The following is a 14,207-nucleotide window of genomic DNA, read 5'->3' as shown; positions in this document are numbered from 1 at the left end:
CCCGCCCCGTCGCGCAAACGCCATGGCTTCATTGGGTCATAAATACCCCAAACATCCCGCCGCGCGCCAAGGGTTGCACCTGCCGGGACAGACACTACCGTATCCGCAACCAACAAGGATGCCCCCATGCGCGACGCTGCCCCCCAGACGATCTACCTGTCCGACTACCAAACAACCGCTTACGCCGTGCAATCGGTGGACCTGCACTTTGCCCTTGCCCCCACGGCCACCCGGGTGACCGCGCGTATCCCCTTCACCCGGCGGCGGGCCGAAGATCTGGTGCTGAACGGCGAGGGGCTGACTCTGATCCGGGTCACCGTAGACGGTGCGCCGGTGCCCTACACTACTACGGACACGCATCTGACCCTGCCCGCCAGCGCCCTGCCCGATGCCTTTACGCTGGAAACGGAGGTCGAGATCAACCCCGCCGCCAACACCGCGCTGGAGGGGCTGTACATGTCGAACGGCATGTATTGCACCCAGTGCGAGGCCGAGGGCTTTCGCAAGATCACCTATATGTACGACCGTCCCGACGTCATGGCCCCCTACCGCGTGACGGTGGAAGGGGACGCGCCGGTTCTGTTGTCCAACGGCAACCCGGTAGAACAAACCCCGGGCCGCGCGGTCTGGGACGACCCGCACCCCAAGCCGACCTATCTGTTCGCGCTGGTGGCCGGCGATCTGGTGGAAACCAAGGGCACCTTCACCACCATGCAAGGACGCGTGGTGCACCTTGGCCTTTGGGTACGCCCGGGGGACGAGGGCAAGACCGATTACGGCATGGATGCGCTGATCCGGTCCATGAAATGGGATGAGCAGGTCTATGGCCGCGCCTATGACCTGGATGTGTTCAACATCGTGGCCGTGGATGATTTCAACATGGGCGCGATGGAGAACAAGGGGCTGAACATCTTCAACTCGTCGTGTGTGCTGGCCAGCCCCGAAACCGCGACCGACCGGGATTTTGCCCGGATCGAGGCGATCATCGCCCACGAGTATTTCCACAACTGGACCGGCAACCGGATCACCTGCCGCGACTGGTTCCAATTGTGCCTGAAGGAGGGGCTGACCGTGTTCCGGGATCAGCAGTTCTCGGGCGACATGCGGTCCCATGCGGTGCAGCGGATCGAGGATGTGCTGCAACTGCGCGCGCGTCAGTTCCGCGAGGATGCAGGCCCGCTGGCCCACCCCGTGCGGCCGGAAAGCTTTGTCGAGATCAACAACTTCTACACCGCCACGGTCTATGAGAAAGGCGCGGAGCTGATCCGGATGCTGCGCACCCTTGTGGGGGCAGAGGCCTATGATGCGGCGCTGACCCTCTACTTCGACCGCCACGATGGGCAGGCCTGCACCATCGAGGATTGGATCGCCGTGTTCCAGGATGCCACGGGCCGCGACCTGACCCAGTTCAAACGCTGGTATGCCCAGGCGGGCACGCCGCGCCTCAAGGTCACGCAAACTTTTAAGAACGGTACATACACCCTTGATCTTGAACAACATACAAAGCCAACACCGGGGCAAGATACCAAGGATCCACGCGTGATCCCCGTGGCCCTTGGCTTGCTGGCCCCGGACGGGACCGAAGCGCAGGCGACCCAGATCATCGAGATGACGGAGGCGCAGCATACTGTCACCTTCGACACGCCAGACCGCCCGGTCCTGTCGATCTTGCGGGGCTTCTCCGCTCCCGTGATCCTTGACATCGAACAGACGGATGCGGACCGCCTGACCCTGCTGGCCCATGATACAGACCCATTCAACCGATGGGAGGCGGGCCGCGCCCTCGCCAAATCCCGCGTGCTGGCCCAGCTGTGGAACGGCACGGCACCAGATGCCGCGTGGTTGGAGGCGCTGACCGCGACACTCACCAACGGCACGCTGGACCCGGCCTTCCGCGCGCTCTGCCTTGGCCTGCCGTCCGAGGATGATCTGGCCCAGGCCTGCGTCGAGGCGGGCCGCACCCCGGACCCCACCGCCATTCACGCCGCACGCAAGGCCGTGGCAGCGGCCTTTGCCACCCACGCAGAATCTGCCCTGCGGTCCATCATTTTGGACATGGCCACGCCGGGGCCCTATTCCCCCGCCGCGCAGGACGCGGGCAAACGCAGCCTCAAGAACGCCTGCCTGCGGCTTGTGTCCCTGATCGACCCGGTTCCCGCGCGCACGGCCTATGACGCGGCCACCAACATGACCGACCAGATCGCCGCCTTTGCCGCCCTGCTGGGCGCGGGCGATACCATGGTGGCGGGCCAGTTCGAAAACCAGTGGCGACGCGACCGGCTGGTGATGGACAAGTGGTTCATGCTGCAAGTGTCCGAAGCGGCCCCGGACCGCGCCGTGGCCACGGCCCGTGCCCTGACCGAACATGCCGATTTCGACCCCGGCAACCCCAACCGCTTCCGCGCGGTGATTGGCGGGCTGACCGGGGGCAATCCCGCAGGCTTCCACGATCCCACCGGAGCGGGCTATGCCTTTGTGGCGGATTGGCTGATCCGGCTGGATGCCAAGAACCCCCAGACCGCCGCGCGCATGTCCACGGCCTTCGAGACGTGGCGCCGCTATGACGCGGACCGCCAAGCCCTGATGCAGGACGCCCTTCGCCGGATCAAGGGCGCGCCGGGCCTCAGCCGTGACTTGGGCGAGATGGTGGACCGGATGCTGGGGGCCGCATGACGGGCGCACCTGCCCCCTGCACCACAGCTGGTCGGCGCAATCGGCGTCGAACATGGTGGTGCTTGCCGCATTGGCCATGGTCGCTGTGGTCCTTTGGCAGGTGTTCAGCGCCGCCCTGTGGATCGCGGCCCTGCCCGTGCTGGCGGCCCTGCCCCTTGCGTGGGAGGTCGGGAGAGGCGCGCACTATACTTTTACACTGACCGAGGACACCCTGTCGTGGGACAGCCCTCTGGGTGCGCGCAGCCTGCCCCTGGATCAGATCGGCGAGGCGGTCCTGACCCTGCGCATGGATTTCTCGCTTAAGCTCACCCTGCGCACAGTGGACGGCCAGCGCCTGCGCCCGCCCCCCGCCTGCCTGCCCAAGGCGGACGTGTTGGAACAGGCGCTGACCGCGCGGGGCGTGACCACCAAGCGCAGCCTGTTCTCGTTTCACTGATGCCGCCCCTGCGCCATCGCCACGATCCCCGCCACCCGCGTATCCTGGTGCTGCTGGTGTGGATCTGGGGGGTGCTGGCGTACGGGGCATGGGCGCTGTCGGTGCATTGGGCGATCATCCTGCCGCTGCTGTTGGCCACCCTGCCCGCCGCGTGGGAGGCGGCGTTCCGGCCGCCCGCGTGGTGCACCGTGACCCTGTCGTGCGTGCGGTGGGGCATGGGCGCGCGCGAGTTGGGCCGCGTGCCCCTGTCCGCCATCACCCGGGCCACCCTTGTGCGCCGCCCCTTGCTGCCGCCCTGCCTGTGGCTGGACGCCGAGGATGGCGCAACCCACGCCCTGCCGTTCCTGTGCACGCCCAAGCCAAAGCCACTGGCGCGCGCCCTGCGACGGCGCAACGTGCCGTTCCATACGGCGTAAATCTGGGGGGATGTGGTGCGGTCGGGGGGACTCGAACCCCCACGAGTGTTACCTCACAGCGACCTCAACGCTGCGCGTCTACCAATTCCGCCACGACCGCAAGCCAAGGCATGGGCGCGGTTTAGCCCCGGCCTCGGGCAATCTCAAGCGTAAAAACGCAAACGGGCCCCGAAGGGCCCGCCGCATCGTCCGGTCCGCTTGTTATTGCGCGTTCAGCACAGCGCCGAAGGTCGGCAGCGGCGTCGCACCCCCTACGGTGCCGCCCTGCACGGGCACAACCGCGCCGGTGTTCAGCGCCCCCTTCGCGGCCCAATCCAGCAAGGCAGGGCGCGCGGCGATGTCGGCCCCAAAGACGGGCTGCGCGCCGGTGTTCAGGGCACTCAGCGCGCGGCTGAACCATTGTTGCGCCAACTCGTTGGAGGTGGGCACGCCGTAGCCTGCGGCCAAGTGGTGGCCCAGCAGTTCCGAATGGGGTTGGGAGCCCAGGGCGACCATCAACAGGGCCGACCCCATGGCCACCTCCATGTTGTTTTCCGCGTAGCCCGATTTCAGGCAGACCCCGGCGGTGGTCATCAGCTGATCGGCGGACATGCCAGTGCCGACCATGAAGGCCGCCGCTTCGTTGTAGACGTCATCGGCGGGCTTGGTGCCAAGGGCGGCCAAGAGCGGCTCCATCGCCGGGGCAAAGGCCGCGCATTGGGCCGAGACCTGTTCCGGCGTCACACCGGGCAGACGGGCCATCACGGCGTTGCCAAGGTTCATGGCCCCCTCGCGGGCGACACAGAACTGTTCGGCCAGCGCCGCGGCGGGCGCGCCGGATCCGACCTGTACGATCAATCCACCCCGGTTGGATGCAAGGCTAAGGGCGGTGGTGCACATGGCGGCCAGTTCGACCTTGGGGGCTTCGGTCGCGGCGCCGAAGGTGGGGATTGAGGCAAAGCTGGGCGCAACCACACCCGATTGCGAGGCCATCACCGTCCCACCCGGGGCCGCCGGTTGCTGCGCCTGCGGGGCCACGGCCAGCTGCGTGCTGGGCAGGGTGCCGGCTGTGGTGCAGGTGTCACGGATACAGGCAAAGCTGGCAGGGGTTGGATCGACCATCAACAGATCGTTGCGCGAATACCCTTGCGGCGTAGACACAAAGACCAACGACCGGCACTGGCGATCGGCCCGGCATCAGAAGGTCGAGCCGGAATAGCTGGTGTCAAGAATGTATTCGTTGCGCCCGTCCCCGTTCAGGTCGGCCAGTTGGATGAACCCCGACCGCTGCATCAATTGCTCGGGCGAGGGGTCCGACGACGCGGCGATCTCGTCCACGGCCTGGCTGACCTCCAGCGGCAGACCCGGATAGCCCACGGTCCGTCCGGCGGCGGCGGTGGTCGTGCCCAGCATCAGGTCCTTTTGCGCCTGCAGCGCCGCACGGGGGCCGATGGGCGAGGTGGAGATCAGACGCATGGTGTCCGGCGCGCCGGAAATCGCGCGGGCATGGGCCCCCAGCAGAATATCCCGCTCCATGGTGTTGAGCGTCCCGTCAATCGGGAAGGACAGGAACGCCTGATAGCTGGACACCGCCTCGCGGGACCGGCGGCCAAGAACGCCATCGGGCGTGCCAGCCGGAAAGCCAAAATAATTGAGCGCGGTCTGCACTTCGCGGTTCTGGGCGCGCGTGGCACTGCTGACACCGCTGGACCGGCGCACGGTGGTGGTGCGCTTTTGCGCGCCGCCGTTGGCAATCACGCCGCCGATCACACCGCCAATGATACCGCCCACAAGACCATCGTTCGCCATGACGGGTGTGACGGCCATGCTGGCGGACACCGCCAAAGCCAAAGTTTTGATACGAATTGTCATGAATGCATCTCCCCAGATGTAGAATAATAAAACCAGCCTATCACCGTGATTGTATCCGTCCAGAAAAATCACGTCGCGCGGATTGTCGCCCCGTGTGCCCAAGCCGCATCTTGAAATGGCCCGCCGCAACGGGCACACCGACGCCATGACCGAATGGACGACCACCGACGGGCTGACCGACTACGACCTCGCCCTGCGCACCATGGAGGCGCGGGCAGAGGCGGTGCGGGCAGGCACGGCCCCCGAACAGGTCTGGCTGGTGGAACACCCTCCCCTTTACACCGCCGGCACCTCGGCAGAGCCCAAGGATCTGACCGACCCCGACCGCTTTCCGGTCTACAAGGCCCGGCGCGGCGGGCAGTACACCTACCACGGGCCGGGGCAGCGGGTGATCTACACCATGCTGGACGTGGGCGCGCGGGGCCGCGACGTGCGGGCCTTTGTCATCGCCCTAGAGGGCTGGGTCATCGACACCTTGGCGCAGTTCAACCTGACCGGCGAGGTCAAACCCGGGCGCGTGGGCGTCTGGATCGCCCGCCCGGACAAGCCCCCTGCCCGACGGCACCCCGCGCGACGACAAGATCGCCGCCATCGGCATCCGCATGCGCAAATGGGTCAGCTTTCATGGCATCTCGATCAACGTGGAACCGGAGTTGGAGCATTTCAGTGGCATCGTGCCCTGCGGCATCCAAGGCCACGGCGTCACCAGCCTTGTGGATCTGGGCCTGCCCGTGACCATGGCCGATCTGGATGCGGCCTTGGCCGAGACATTCCCACGTCATTTTCCGCCGTTGTAGGCGTGGACAAAACCCAAATTCGAGGCCATTGTGTCGCGTCACGTGAAGTGACCTTGGGTAAATTGCCTCAATGTTGCCTTAAATCAGCCGAAACCTCGTCTTTATTCTTAGGCTCTATTGTCCCCAGCACTATTGCTAACCAAGGGACAAAAAAATGAACTCCACGAGCTTTATCCAATCCGAATCCGGCGCCGTCACTGTTGACTGGGTCGTTCTGACCGCAGCCCTCGTTGGTCTGGGACTGGCCGTCATGGCCGTCGTATCCACCGGGGTCGAAGACCTGTCTGGCGACATCGAAGACCAGATGATGAAAGACAACATCATCCGCACCGCCTTTACCGGCATCGGCCAAAGCACCGCCGACACGCTGGGCGGCAGTTTTGACACGCTGACCTCCGAAGCGCTTGGCCTGACCAACGCCGAACTGGCCGCCCGGATCACAGCCGAAACCACCAAGGCAACGGAGGCTGCGACCACGCTGTCTGATTTCCAAGGCTTGGCCGCAGCGGATTGGGACAACATCACCACAGACGAGCGTGACGCGCTCGACACCGCAGGCTACACCGATGTCACCAGCGCGTCGGACTTCACCACGCAAGAAACGGCCTACCAGACCGCATCCGCCACAGCAGCGGCCACCGTGGCCGTCTTCCAGGACGAAGAGAACCAGCGCGGCCAGAACTAAGCCCCGCACGCATCTGCGTCTCGATACCGACCCGCGCAATTTCGTTGCGCGGGTTTTTCCTGTTCGTTTGTTGGTGTCAAACGGCAGAGGCCCATGCGGCCCGAATTAACCCTGTTCTTGCCCCATTATGGTCCGATTGCACTGCTATCGTTAGAGCATAGAGAAACCAAGTGCAGGAGGGTTATCCATGACCACTTCCCATACCTTTATCACCGATGACACCGGCGCCGTGACCGTGGACTGGGTCGTCCTGACTGCGGCCCTTGTCGGCCTTGGGCTGGCCGTTATGGCCGTTGTATCGACCGGGGTCGAAGACCTGTCGGGCGACATCGAAGACCAGATGATGAAAGACAACATCATCCGCACCGCCTTCACCGGCATCGGCCAAAGCACCGCCGACATCCTCAACGGCGACTCCGCGGGCAGCTTTGACTTGATCCAAGCGCAAGCGCGCGGCATGACCAACGCGGAGCTTGCCAGCAAGATCGCGGCAGAGCGTGAAGCGGCAGACGAAGCCTTGGCAACCTACAATGAATGGGAAGCGATCGCAGCGGACTACGAACTGGGCAATGCCGATGGTGAAACCTTCAGCGAAGCAGGCTTTCCAACCTGGAACTTCCCCGAAGACCTCGAACGTGACCGCGCTGTTTTCGGAGACGCCGCCGCTTTGGCGGACGCACGCGCCAGCGTATTCGAAGACGAGGCTGCCCAACGCGGCAACTAAGCCCCGCACGCATCTGCGTCTCGATACCAACCCGCGCAATTTCGTTGCGCGGGTTTTTGTGTCCGTTTGTTGGTGTCAAACGGATGTGACGGCGGCCCCATGCGGCCCGGATTAACCCCGTTCTTGCCCCATGATGGTCCGAATTTGCCGCTAGCCCGATAGAGGATGTTAACGCACAAGGTTTATTCAATGACACAACAGCACACCTTCATCACCGATGACACCGGTGCCGTGACCGTAGACTGGGTTGTCTTGACTGCGGCCCTTGTTGGCCTTGGGCTGGCGACGATGGGCGTCGTGTCCAGCGGGGTCAAAGACCTATCCACGGATATTGACACTGAATTGTCCAAAGACGGCATCATTCGCACGGCGTTTGCCTCGTTTGACGCATTGGACGTTCTGCACGCCTTTCATGTCAAGCAAGCGGTCACAAATGGCCACAGTGCCGATAGCGCGACAAGGGAACATTCGGCCCTCATGCTGGATTTGATGCTGAAAGAAGCGCGGTCTTCTGACACCACACTACAGACCTACATCGAAAGCGCCACTGCCACGGCTCAAAGCACCAAGAAGCTTAGCGACGGCTGGAACAATGCAATGTCACAGTTCGATCCGGACGCGCCCGATTACTCCTTGTTCGTGTTCGAAGGGTCGCCTGTTCCAAGTGCGGAGGGTGCGGCCTTTGCCTTGGGAAATCCGCTCGTACGCGACTACTATCAGCGGACATACAATCTGCAGGCTGAGGAAGCACAGATTTGGCTAGACATTTATATTGACGAGGCTAACCAGCGCGGCGTCGCCTATTAGGGCGTCACACGCCGCGCACTTGGACGCAACATCCCGCGCCGCGCTGACATCAGCGCGGCGTTATCCGTTTGCGGCACCCCATCGCGCTGACGTCCTTGATCCAGATCAACACCCGCGACATTTTGCACGGCCAATCTTGTCGCAGATCATTGCCCCGGCTTAACCCAATCGTTAGAACACCGACCATAAGGTGCGTGGAATCTGCAAGATATTGTGACTCCGCGTAGAACGACGACGACAAACAGACACAGACAACTCGGGAGTATTCCATGGCCGACGCAGCCATCCAGGGACACGAAGAGCATGAGCGCCCAGGGTTTTTCACCCGCTGGTTCATGTCCACAAACCACAAAGACATCGGCATTCTATACCTGCTGGTGTCGGGCATCGCCGGGTTCATCTCGGTCGCCTTCACCGTCTACATGCGCCTGGAGCTGATGGAGCCCGGCGTACAATACATGTGCCTTGAAGGGGCCCGCATGACCGCTGCTGCGGCTGGCGAATGTACCCCGAACGGCCACCTGTGGAACGTTCTGATCACCGGCCACGGCATCTTGATGATGTTCTTCGTGGTGATCCCGGCGTTGTTCGGCGGCTTTGGCAACTACTTCATGCCATTGCACATTGGTGCGCCTGATATGGCGTTCCCCCGTCTGAACAACCTGTCCTTCTGGTTGTATTTCGCGGGCACCTCGCTGGCGATCATGTCGGTGTTCGTCCCCGGGGGGAACGGTCAGGCCGGGTCCGGTGTGGGCTGGGTGCTGTACCCGCCCCTGTCCACGACCGAGACCGGCTGGTCCATGGATATCGCAATCTTTGCGGTCCACGTGTCCGGTGCGTCGTCCATTCTGGGCGCGATCAACATCATCACGACGTTCCTGAACATGCGCGCCCCCGGCATGACGCTGCACAAGGTGCCTCTGTTCGCGTGGTCGATCTTTGTGACCGCATGGCTGATCCTTCTGGCCCTGCCTGTTCTGGCCGGTGCCATCACGATGCTGCTGACAGACCGGAACTTCGGCACGACGTTCTTTGACCCCGCTGGCGGCGGCGATCCGGTGCTGTATCAGCACATCCTGTGGTTCTTCGGGCACCCCGAGGTCTACATCGTGATCCTGCCCGCCTTCGGTATCATCAGCCACATCGTCTCGACCTTCTCGAAAAAGCCGATCTTTGGCTACCTGCCCATGGTCTATGCCATGGTCGCCATCGGCGCGCTTGGGTTCGTGGTCTGGGCCCACCACATGTACACCGTGGGCATGTCCCTGACACAGCAGGCGTATTTCATGATCGCCACCATGATCATCGCTGTGCCAACGGGTGTGAAGATCTTTAGCTGGATCGCAACCATCTGGGGCGGGTCCGTGACCTTCAAAACCCCGATGCTGTTCGCCATGGGCTTCATCTTCCTGTTCACCGTGGGCGGTGTGACCGGTATCGTTCTGTCGCAAGCGGGGATCGACCGGGCCTATCACGACACCTACTACGTCGTGGCACACTTCCACTATGTGATGAGCCTTGGGGCCGTGTTTGGGATCTTTGCCGGGATCTACTACTGGATCGGCAAGATGTCGGGCCGTCAGTACCCCGAATGGGCGGGTAAGGTGCACTTCTGGACGTTCTTCGTGGGCACCAACATCACCTTCTTCCCACAACACTTCCTGGGTCGTCAGGGGATGCCACGCCGCTACATCGACTATCCCGAGGCTTTTGCTTACTGGAACTACGTATCGAGCTGGGGCGCCTTCCTGTCCTTCGCGTCCTTCCTGTTCTTCATCGGTGTTGTGGCCTACACGCTGATCGCGGGCCGCAAGGTCGAGGAAGAAAGCTATTGGGGTGAATACGCCGATACGCTGGAATGGACCCTGCCTAACCCCCCGGAGCACACCTTCGAACAGCTGCCAACCCGCGACATGTGGGACAAGCAGCCGGGCCATTAGGGAGCGGCACATGCCAATCACGATCCTGACGGATCGCACTGGGGCCGCGGAGGAATCCGCGGCCCCAATTGCATCCGAACCCCTGCTGGCGCTGGAACTGCGCCCGCACCAATCCCTGACGCCAAGGGGTTTTGTCTGGTTCATCGGCATCACCTCTGGCGCATTCCTGATCCCTTTGATCGCCATCGTGGGCACAGCGGCACTTTGGTTCGTCCTGATCTTTGTGGTGCTGGATCTGGCGCTGGTCTGGGTCATGCTGAACCGGTCGTGGGCCGACGGCCGTCTGCGCGAAGTGCTGACCCTGACCCGCGACAGCCTTGACGTGACCCGCCACAACCCGCGCAGCCCGGACCAGACATGGGCCGCCAACCCCTATTGGGTGCGCCTTGCCCTGCACCCCAAACCGGTCGAGGATTACCTGACGTTGAAAGGCTCCGACCGCGAGGTGGAGCTGGGCCGCTTTCTGACCCCGTCCGAACGGCGAGAGTTGCATGGACTGCTGCAATCCGCGCTCAACCGCTGCACCGCCCTGCCCTGACCCACAAGGGCGCGCCGTTTTCAAAATCGGCGCGTCTTTTTTCACAATCGGCGCATGTCGCGTCTGGGCCTATGATATCAAAGGTCAACGGATCGGAGCCGCCCATGGACCTTGCCACCCTCGATATCGCCGCACGCGGAGCCGCCAGCATTTTGCTAATCCAGCTGTGCGCCGTGTTTTGGGTCGGACGCGCGGAGGCGCAGGCCAAGTGGGCATTGACGCTTGTCGCATTGACGACCTTGGCGCGCCTATGGGGCGATCTGCCAAGCGGCGACCTGCTGTCTGATCAGGGCCACGCCACACTGCGCACCGTCGGCGCGCTCGATGCCTTTGCGGTCACATGGCTGTTGATCACGATGTTTCTGGACAGCCGCAAGCTGGGCCTTGCTTGGCTGATGTCGGGTCTGTGCGTGACCTTCGGGATTTGGGCCGCAGCGGTGTTTCCGGCGATGGTGGTCCCAGCCCGGGCCATCGCAGTGTGTCACTTCGCAGCACTGGTCGTTCTTATCCTTGCCTCGGGCCGAGGCGACCTGATCGAGGCACGGCGGGCGATCCGGCCGGTCCTTGCGGCCTTCATCGGGGTCTTTGCCATCACCATAGCGCTGATCTCGACACCCAACTTTGTGGCGGACGCTCTGCTGCCTGCGCTTTGGTCGTCCGTGGGCACGATGCTGTGCGCCATGGCATTTGGACTGTGGGCCTTGCGGATGAACACCAGTCGCTGGCCCGGAGAGATTGTGCCAAAGCCCGCAGCCGACCGCACCCGGGCGGAGGTCGTGACGGCGCAGGCCGCCCTGATCGCCCGCATACAGAATGCCATGGCAGAGGGCATCTGGCGGCAAGAGGGGTTGACCGTCGCCGCCCTGGCCACGGCGGTGGACGCGCCGGAACACCGTGTGCGACGGGCGATCAACCAGGGGTTGGGCCACCGCAACTTTGCCAGTTTTATCAACAGCGCCCGGATCGAAGCCGCGCAGGCGCAATTGACCGACCCGACCTATGTGGAAAAGACAGTGCTAGAGATTGCCTATGACGTGGGCTTTGCCTCTCTGGGGCCGTTCAACCGCGCCTTTCGGGACATCACCGGGCAGTCCCCGACAGAGTTCCGCAAAACCGGCACCGCTTGATTTTGAAAACACCGCGCCGAATTTGAAAACAAGGGGCCGATTTCGAACATCGGCGCGCGTGGGGCCATGGGGGCGGCCATATCGGGGTCATCAACACCAACCCGATACCGGAGAACCCCCATGACCAAGTCCCTGACCATCGCCGCCCTCGCCCTGAGCCTGACCGCCTTTGCCGCACAGGCCAACAGCACGGTGCCCACGGCCACAGACTTCCCCACGGCGGGTACCTTTTGTGGCTTTCTGACCCTGTGCCCCAAGGGCCAAGTGACGCGCACCAGCGGCAACTGATCCAGGCAAAAGAGGCGCGCGAGGTTGCCCCCGCGCGCCCCTTTGTCCATGCACCGCCCCTAGCTGAGGCGCGCTTTGACCTGTGGGCCGACGCTGCCAAAATCCATCTGGCCCGTGTATTTGCCCTTCAGCACGCCCATGACCTTGCCCATGTCGCGGATGCTGTCTGCGCCCACTTCGGCAATGGCGGCATCGACGGCGGCGCCAACCTCTTCGTCAGACAGCTGACGGGGCAGGAAGTCTTCGATCACCTTGATCTCTGACCGCTCATTCTCGGCCAGTTCCAGACGGCCCGCTTCCTCGTAGGCGCGCGCACTTTCCTGCCGCTGCTTGACCATCTTGCCCAAGATGGCCAGCACCTCGGGCTCACCGACTTCGCGGCCCTCGGCCCGCAGGGCAATATCTTGATCCTTGAGGGCGGCGTTGATCAGGCGCAGGGTGGACAGGCGGGTCGCATCCTTGGCGCGCATGGCGTCTTTCAGGTTCGTATTCAGGCGGTCACGGATATCCATCGGGGTCCCTTTGGGCGATTTCACTGAACCGTGCACATAGTCCACTGCGCGCCATGCGGCAAGCGGGCGCTCAAATCCCGGCCACCGCCTTGACCGCCCAAGCGCGGACGCCTACACGACACAAGATTTGCCACATTGCCGGAGCTGCCCCATGTCAGACGTCCCCCCCACCGCCGCCCTCGCCCTTGCCGATGGCACAGTGTTTTACGGGCGCGGGTTTGGCGCCACGGGTGTCGAAGTGGCAGAGCTGTGTTTCAACACCGCCATGACCGGCTATCAGGAAATCATGACCGACCCGTCCTATGCGGGCCAGGTCGTCACCTTCACCTTTCCCCACATCGGCAACACCGGAACCCTGGATGAAGATCACGAAAGTGCGCAATCCGTGGCCCACGGCATGGTCGTCAAATGGGACCCGACAGAACCGTCGAACTGGCGCGCCACGGCCCACCTGCACGACTGGCTGACCCGGCAGGGGCGCATAGGCATCGGCGGGGTGGACACCCGCCGCCTGACCCGCGCCATCCGGCAGCAAGGCGCGCCCCATGTGGCCATCGCCCACGACCCCGAGGGCAATTTTGACATCGAGGCGCTGGTGGCCAAGGCCCGCGCCTTCAAGGGCCTGGAGGGGCTCGATCTGGCCAAAGACGTCACCTGCGCCCAATCCTACCGCTGGGACGAGACGCGCTGGTCCTGGCCCGACGGTTACGGCACGCGGACGGGCGATGCCCCCCACGTTGTGGCCATCGACTATGGTGCGAAACGCAATATCCTACGCTGCCTCGCCTCCGCCGGGTTGGATGTGACCGTCCTGCCCGCCTCTGCCACCGCCGACGAGGTGCTGTCCCACAACCCCGACGGCGTGTTCCTGTCCAACGGTCCGGGCGATCCGGCGGCCACCGGCGCCTATGCCGTGCCGATGATCCAAGGCGTGTTGGAGCGGACGCGCATTCCGGTGTTCGGCATCTGCCTCGGGCACCAAATGCTGGCGTTGGCCCTTGGCGCCAAGACGGTCAAGATGAACCACGGCCACCACGGCGCGAACCACCCGGTCAAGGATCTGGACACCGGTAAGGTTGAGATCACCTCTATGAACCACGGGTTTACCGTGGACAGCCAGTCCTTGCCGGACGGGGTCGTGGAAACCCATGTGTCGCTGTTTGACGGGTCCAACTGTGGGATCCGCATGGCAGAGCGGCCTGTGTTTTCGGTCCAGTACCACCCCGAGGCGTCGCCGGGCCCGCAAGACAGCTACTACCTGTTCCGCAACTTTCGCGCTGCAATCGACGCCCAAAAGACGCCCGCTTAGGCTCTGTTAACGCACTGTTAACCACCCGCGGATGACCCTCCGGTATCAGACCGGAGAGAATCATGTCGTCGTTGCATCCAACGCTAGGGCCGATCCATCCCGTG

General features: G+C 63.5%; 14 protein-coding genes, 1 tRNA gene and 1 pseudogene. 12 read left to right on the top strand and 4 right to left on the bottom strand.

Features of this window, described 5'->3' with window-relative positions:
- The first annotated feature begins 126 nt into the window (after positions 1-126).
- The 3 genes from pepN to ACZ1G0_RS07165 are packed head-to-tail and all read left to right on the top strand — an operon-like array spanning position 127 to position 3,525.
- On the top strand, positions 127-2,673 hold the full coding sequence (pepN, locus tag ACZ1G0_RS07175) for an aminopeptidase N (protein ID WP_472736321.1): 2,547 nt from the start codon (positions 127-129) through the stop codon (positions 2,671-2,673).
- A gap of 52 nt (positions 2,674-2,725) precedes the next feature.
- Positions 2,726-3,109 (top strand): hypothetical protein, encoded by a 384-nt coding sequence (locus ACZ1G0_RS07170; RefSeq protein WP_472736320.1) that lies wholly within the window; start codon positions 2,726-2,728, stop codon positions 3,107-3,109.
- Complete coding sequence (locus tag ACZ1G0_RS07165) at positions 3,109-3,525, top strand: hypothetical protein (protein ID WP_472736319.1); 417 nt, start codon at positions 3,109-3,111, stop codon at positions 3,523-3,525. The genes ACZ1G0_RS07170 and ACZ1G0_RS07165 overlap by 1 nt, the downstream gene beginning before the upstream one ends.
- A gap of 13 nt (positions 3,526-3,538) precedes the next feature.
- Here ACZ1G0_RS07165 and ACZ1G0_RS07160 read toward each other — a convergent pair.
- From ACZ1G0_RS07160 to ACZ1G0_RS07150, 3 genes are all read right to left on the bottom strand, one after another.
- Positions 3,539-3,625, bottom strand: a tRNA-Leu gene (locus ACZ1G0_RS07160).
- 101 nt (positions 3,626-3,726) lie between these two features.
- Positions 3,727-4,626 (bottom strand): hypothetical protein, encoded by a 900-nt coding sequence (locus ACZ1G0_RS07155; RefSeq protein WP_472736318.1) that lies wholly within the window; start codon positions 4,624-4,626, stop codon positions 3,727-3,729.
- A 75-nt stretch (positions 4,627-4,701) separates the two neighbouring features.
- Positions 4,702-5,376 carry a peptidoglycan-binding domain-containing protein gene (locus tag ACZ1G0_RS07150; protein ID WP_472736317.1) on the bottom strand — a complete coding sequence of 225 codons (675 nt, stop codon included), beginning with the start codon at positions 5,374-5,376 and terminating at the stop codon, positions 4,702-4,704.
- A gap of 145 nt (positions 5,377-5,521) precedes the next feature.
- On the opposite strand from ACZ1G0_RS07150, the pseudogene lipB reads away from it, so the two are divergent.
- The 8 genes and pseudogenes from lipB to ACZ1G0_RS07110 all read left to right on the top strand — a co-directional run bounded on the left by lipB (position 5,522) and on the right by ACZ1G0_RS07110 (position 12,282).
- Positions 5,522-6,173: pseudogene (lipB, locus tag ACZ1G0_RS07145) on the top strand (lipoyl(octanoyl) transferase LipB).
- Between the two features lie 154 nt (positions 6,174-6,327).
- Positions 6,328-6,858, top strand: a complete 531-nt coding sequence (locus ACZ1G0_RS07140; protein WP_472736316.1) for a hypothetical protein — start codon at positions 6,328-6,330, stop codon at positions 6,856-6,858.
- Between the two features lie 187 nt (positions 6,859-7,045).
- A complete protein-coding gene (locus ACZ1G0_RS07135; RefSeq protein WP_472736315.1) occupies positions 7,046-7,582 on the top strand; it encodes a hypothetical protein in 537 nt (178 codons plus the stop codon).
- A gap of 189 nt (positions 7,583-7,771) precedes the next feature.
- A complete protein-coding gene (locus ACZ1G0_RS07130) occupies positions 7,772-8,389 on the top strand; it encodes a hypothetical protein (RefSeq protein WP_472736314.1) in 618 nt (205 codons plus the stop codon).
- 269 nt (positions 8,390-8,658) lie between these two features.
- Positions 8,659-10,329: a cytochrome c oxidase subunit I gene (locus tag ACZ1G0_RS07125; RefSeq protein WP_472736313.1), complete on the top strand. Its 1,671-nt coding sequence runs from the start codon at positions 8,659-8,661 to the stop codon at positions 10,327-10,329.
- 10 nt (positions 10,330-10,339) lie between these two features.
- On the top strand, positions 10,340-10,867 hold the full coding sequence (locus ACZ1G0_RS07120) for a DUF2244 domain-containing protein (protein ID WP_472736312.1): 528 nt from the start codon (positions 10,340-10,342) through the stop codon (positions 10,865-10,867).
- Between the two features lie 104 nt (positions 10,868-10,971).
- Positions 10,972-11,994, top strand: coding sequence for a helix-turn-helix domain-containing protein (locus ACZ1G0_RS07115; protein ID WP_472736311.1), 1,023 nt, complete (start codon positions 10,972-10,974; stop codon positions 11,992-11,994).
- 120 nt (positions 11,995-12,114) lie between these two features.
- Positions 12,115-12,282, top strand: a complete 168-nt coding sequence (locus ACZ1G0_RS07110; protein ID WP_472736310.1) for a hypothetical protein — start codon at positions 12,115-12,117, stop codon at positions 12,280-12,282.
- Between the two features lie 59 nt (positions 12,283-12,341).
- Here ACZ1G0_RS07110 and ACZ1G0_RS07105 read toward each other — a convergent pair whose 3' ends face one another.
- Entirely contained in the window at positions 12,342-12,794 is a 453-nt protein-coding gene (locus ACZ1G0_RS07105; protein WP_472736309.1) for a GatB/YqeY domain-containing protein, read from the bottom strand.
- 151 nt (positions 12,795-12,945) lie between these two features.
- On the opposite strand from ACZ1G0_RS07105, the gene carA reads away from it, so the two are divergent.
- Positions 12,946-14,103, top strand: coding sequence for a glutamine-hydrolyzing carbamoyl-phosphate synthase small subunit (gene carA, locus ACZ1G0_RS07100; RefSeq protein ID WP_472736308.1), 1,158 nt, complete (start codon positions 12,946-12,948; stop codon positions 14,101-14,103).
- The last annotated feature ends 104 nt before the right edge of the window (positions 14,104-14,207 follow it).

The sequence above is a fragment of the Thalassobacter sp. HA4-2 genome, from assembly GCF_055693705.1.
This window is presented reverse-complemented; position numbering and strand designations above follow the sequence as displayed.

Coding starts and splice junctions, on each gene's coding strand:
- pepN (WP_472736321.1), top strand. CDS start 127: ATGCGCGACGCTGCCCCCCAGACGATCTACCTGTCCGACTACCAAACA.
- ACZ1G0_RS07170 (WP_472736320.1), top strand. CDS start 2,726: ATGGTGGTGCTTGCCGCATTGGCCATGGTCGCTGTGGTCCTTTGGCAG.
- ACZ1G0_RS07165 (WP_472736319.1), top strand. CDS start 3,109: ATGCCGCCCCTGCGCCATCGCCACGATCCCCGCCACCCGCGTATCCTG.
- ACZ1G0_RS07155 (WP_472736318.1), bottom strand. CDS start 4,626: ATGGTCGATCCAACCCCTGCCAGCTTTGCCTGTATCCGTGACACCTGC.
- ACZ1G0_RS07150 (WP_472736317.1), bottom strand. CDS start 5,376: ATGACAATTCGTATCAAAACTTTGGCTTTGGCGGTGTCCGCCAGCATG.
- ACZ1G0_RS07140 (WP_472736316.1), top strand. CDS start 6,328: ATGAACTCCACGAGCTTTATCCAATCCGAATCCGGCGCCGTCACTGTT.
- ACZ1G0_RS07135 (WP_472736315.1), top strand. CDS start 7,046: ATGACCACTTCCCATACCTTTATCACCGATGACACCGGCGCCGTGACC.
- ACZ1G0_RS07130 (WP_472736314.1), top strand. CDS start 7,772: ATGACACAACAGCACACCTTCATCACCGATGACACCGGTGCCGTGACC.
- ACZ1G0_RS07125 (WP_472736313.1), top strand. CDS start 8,659: ATGGCCGACGCAGCCATCCAGGGACACGAAGAGCATGAGCGCCCAGGG.
- ACZ1G0_RS07120 (WP_472736312.1), top strand. CDS start 10,340: ATGCCAATCACGATCCTGACGGATCGCACTGGGGCCGCGGAGGAATCC.
- ACZ1G0_RS07115 (WP_472736311.1), top strand. CDS start 10,972: ATGGACCTTGCCACCCTCGATATCGCCGCACGCGGAGCCGCCAGCATT.
- ACZ1G0_RS07110 (WP_472736310.1), top strand. CDS start 12,115: ATGACCAAGTCCCTGACCATCGCCGCCCTCGCCCTGAGCCTGACCGCC.
- ACZ1G0_RS07105 (WP_472736309.1), bottom strand. CDS start 12,794: ATGGATATCCGTGACCGCCTGAATACGAACCTGAAAGACGCCATGCGC.
- carA (WP_472736308.1), top strand. CDS start 12,946: ATGTCAGACGTCCCCCCCACCGCCGCCCTCGCCCTTGCCGATGGCACA.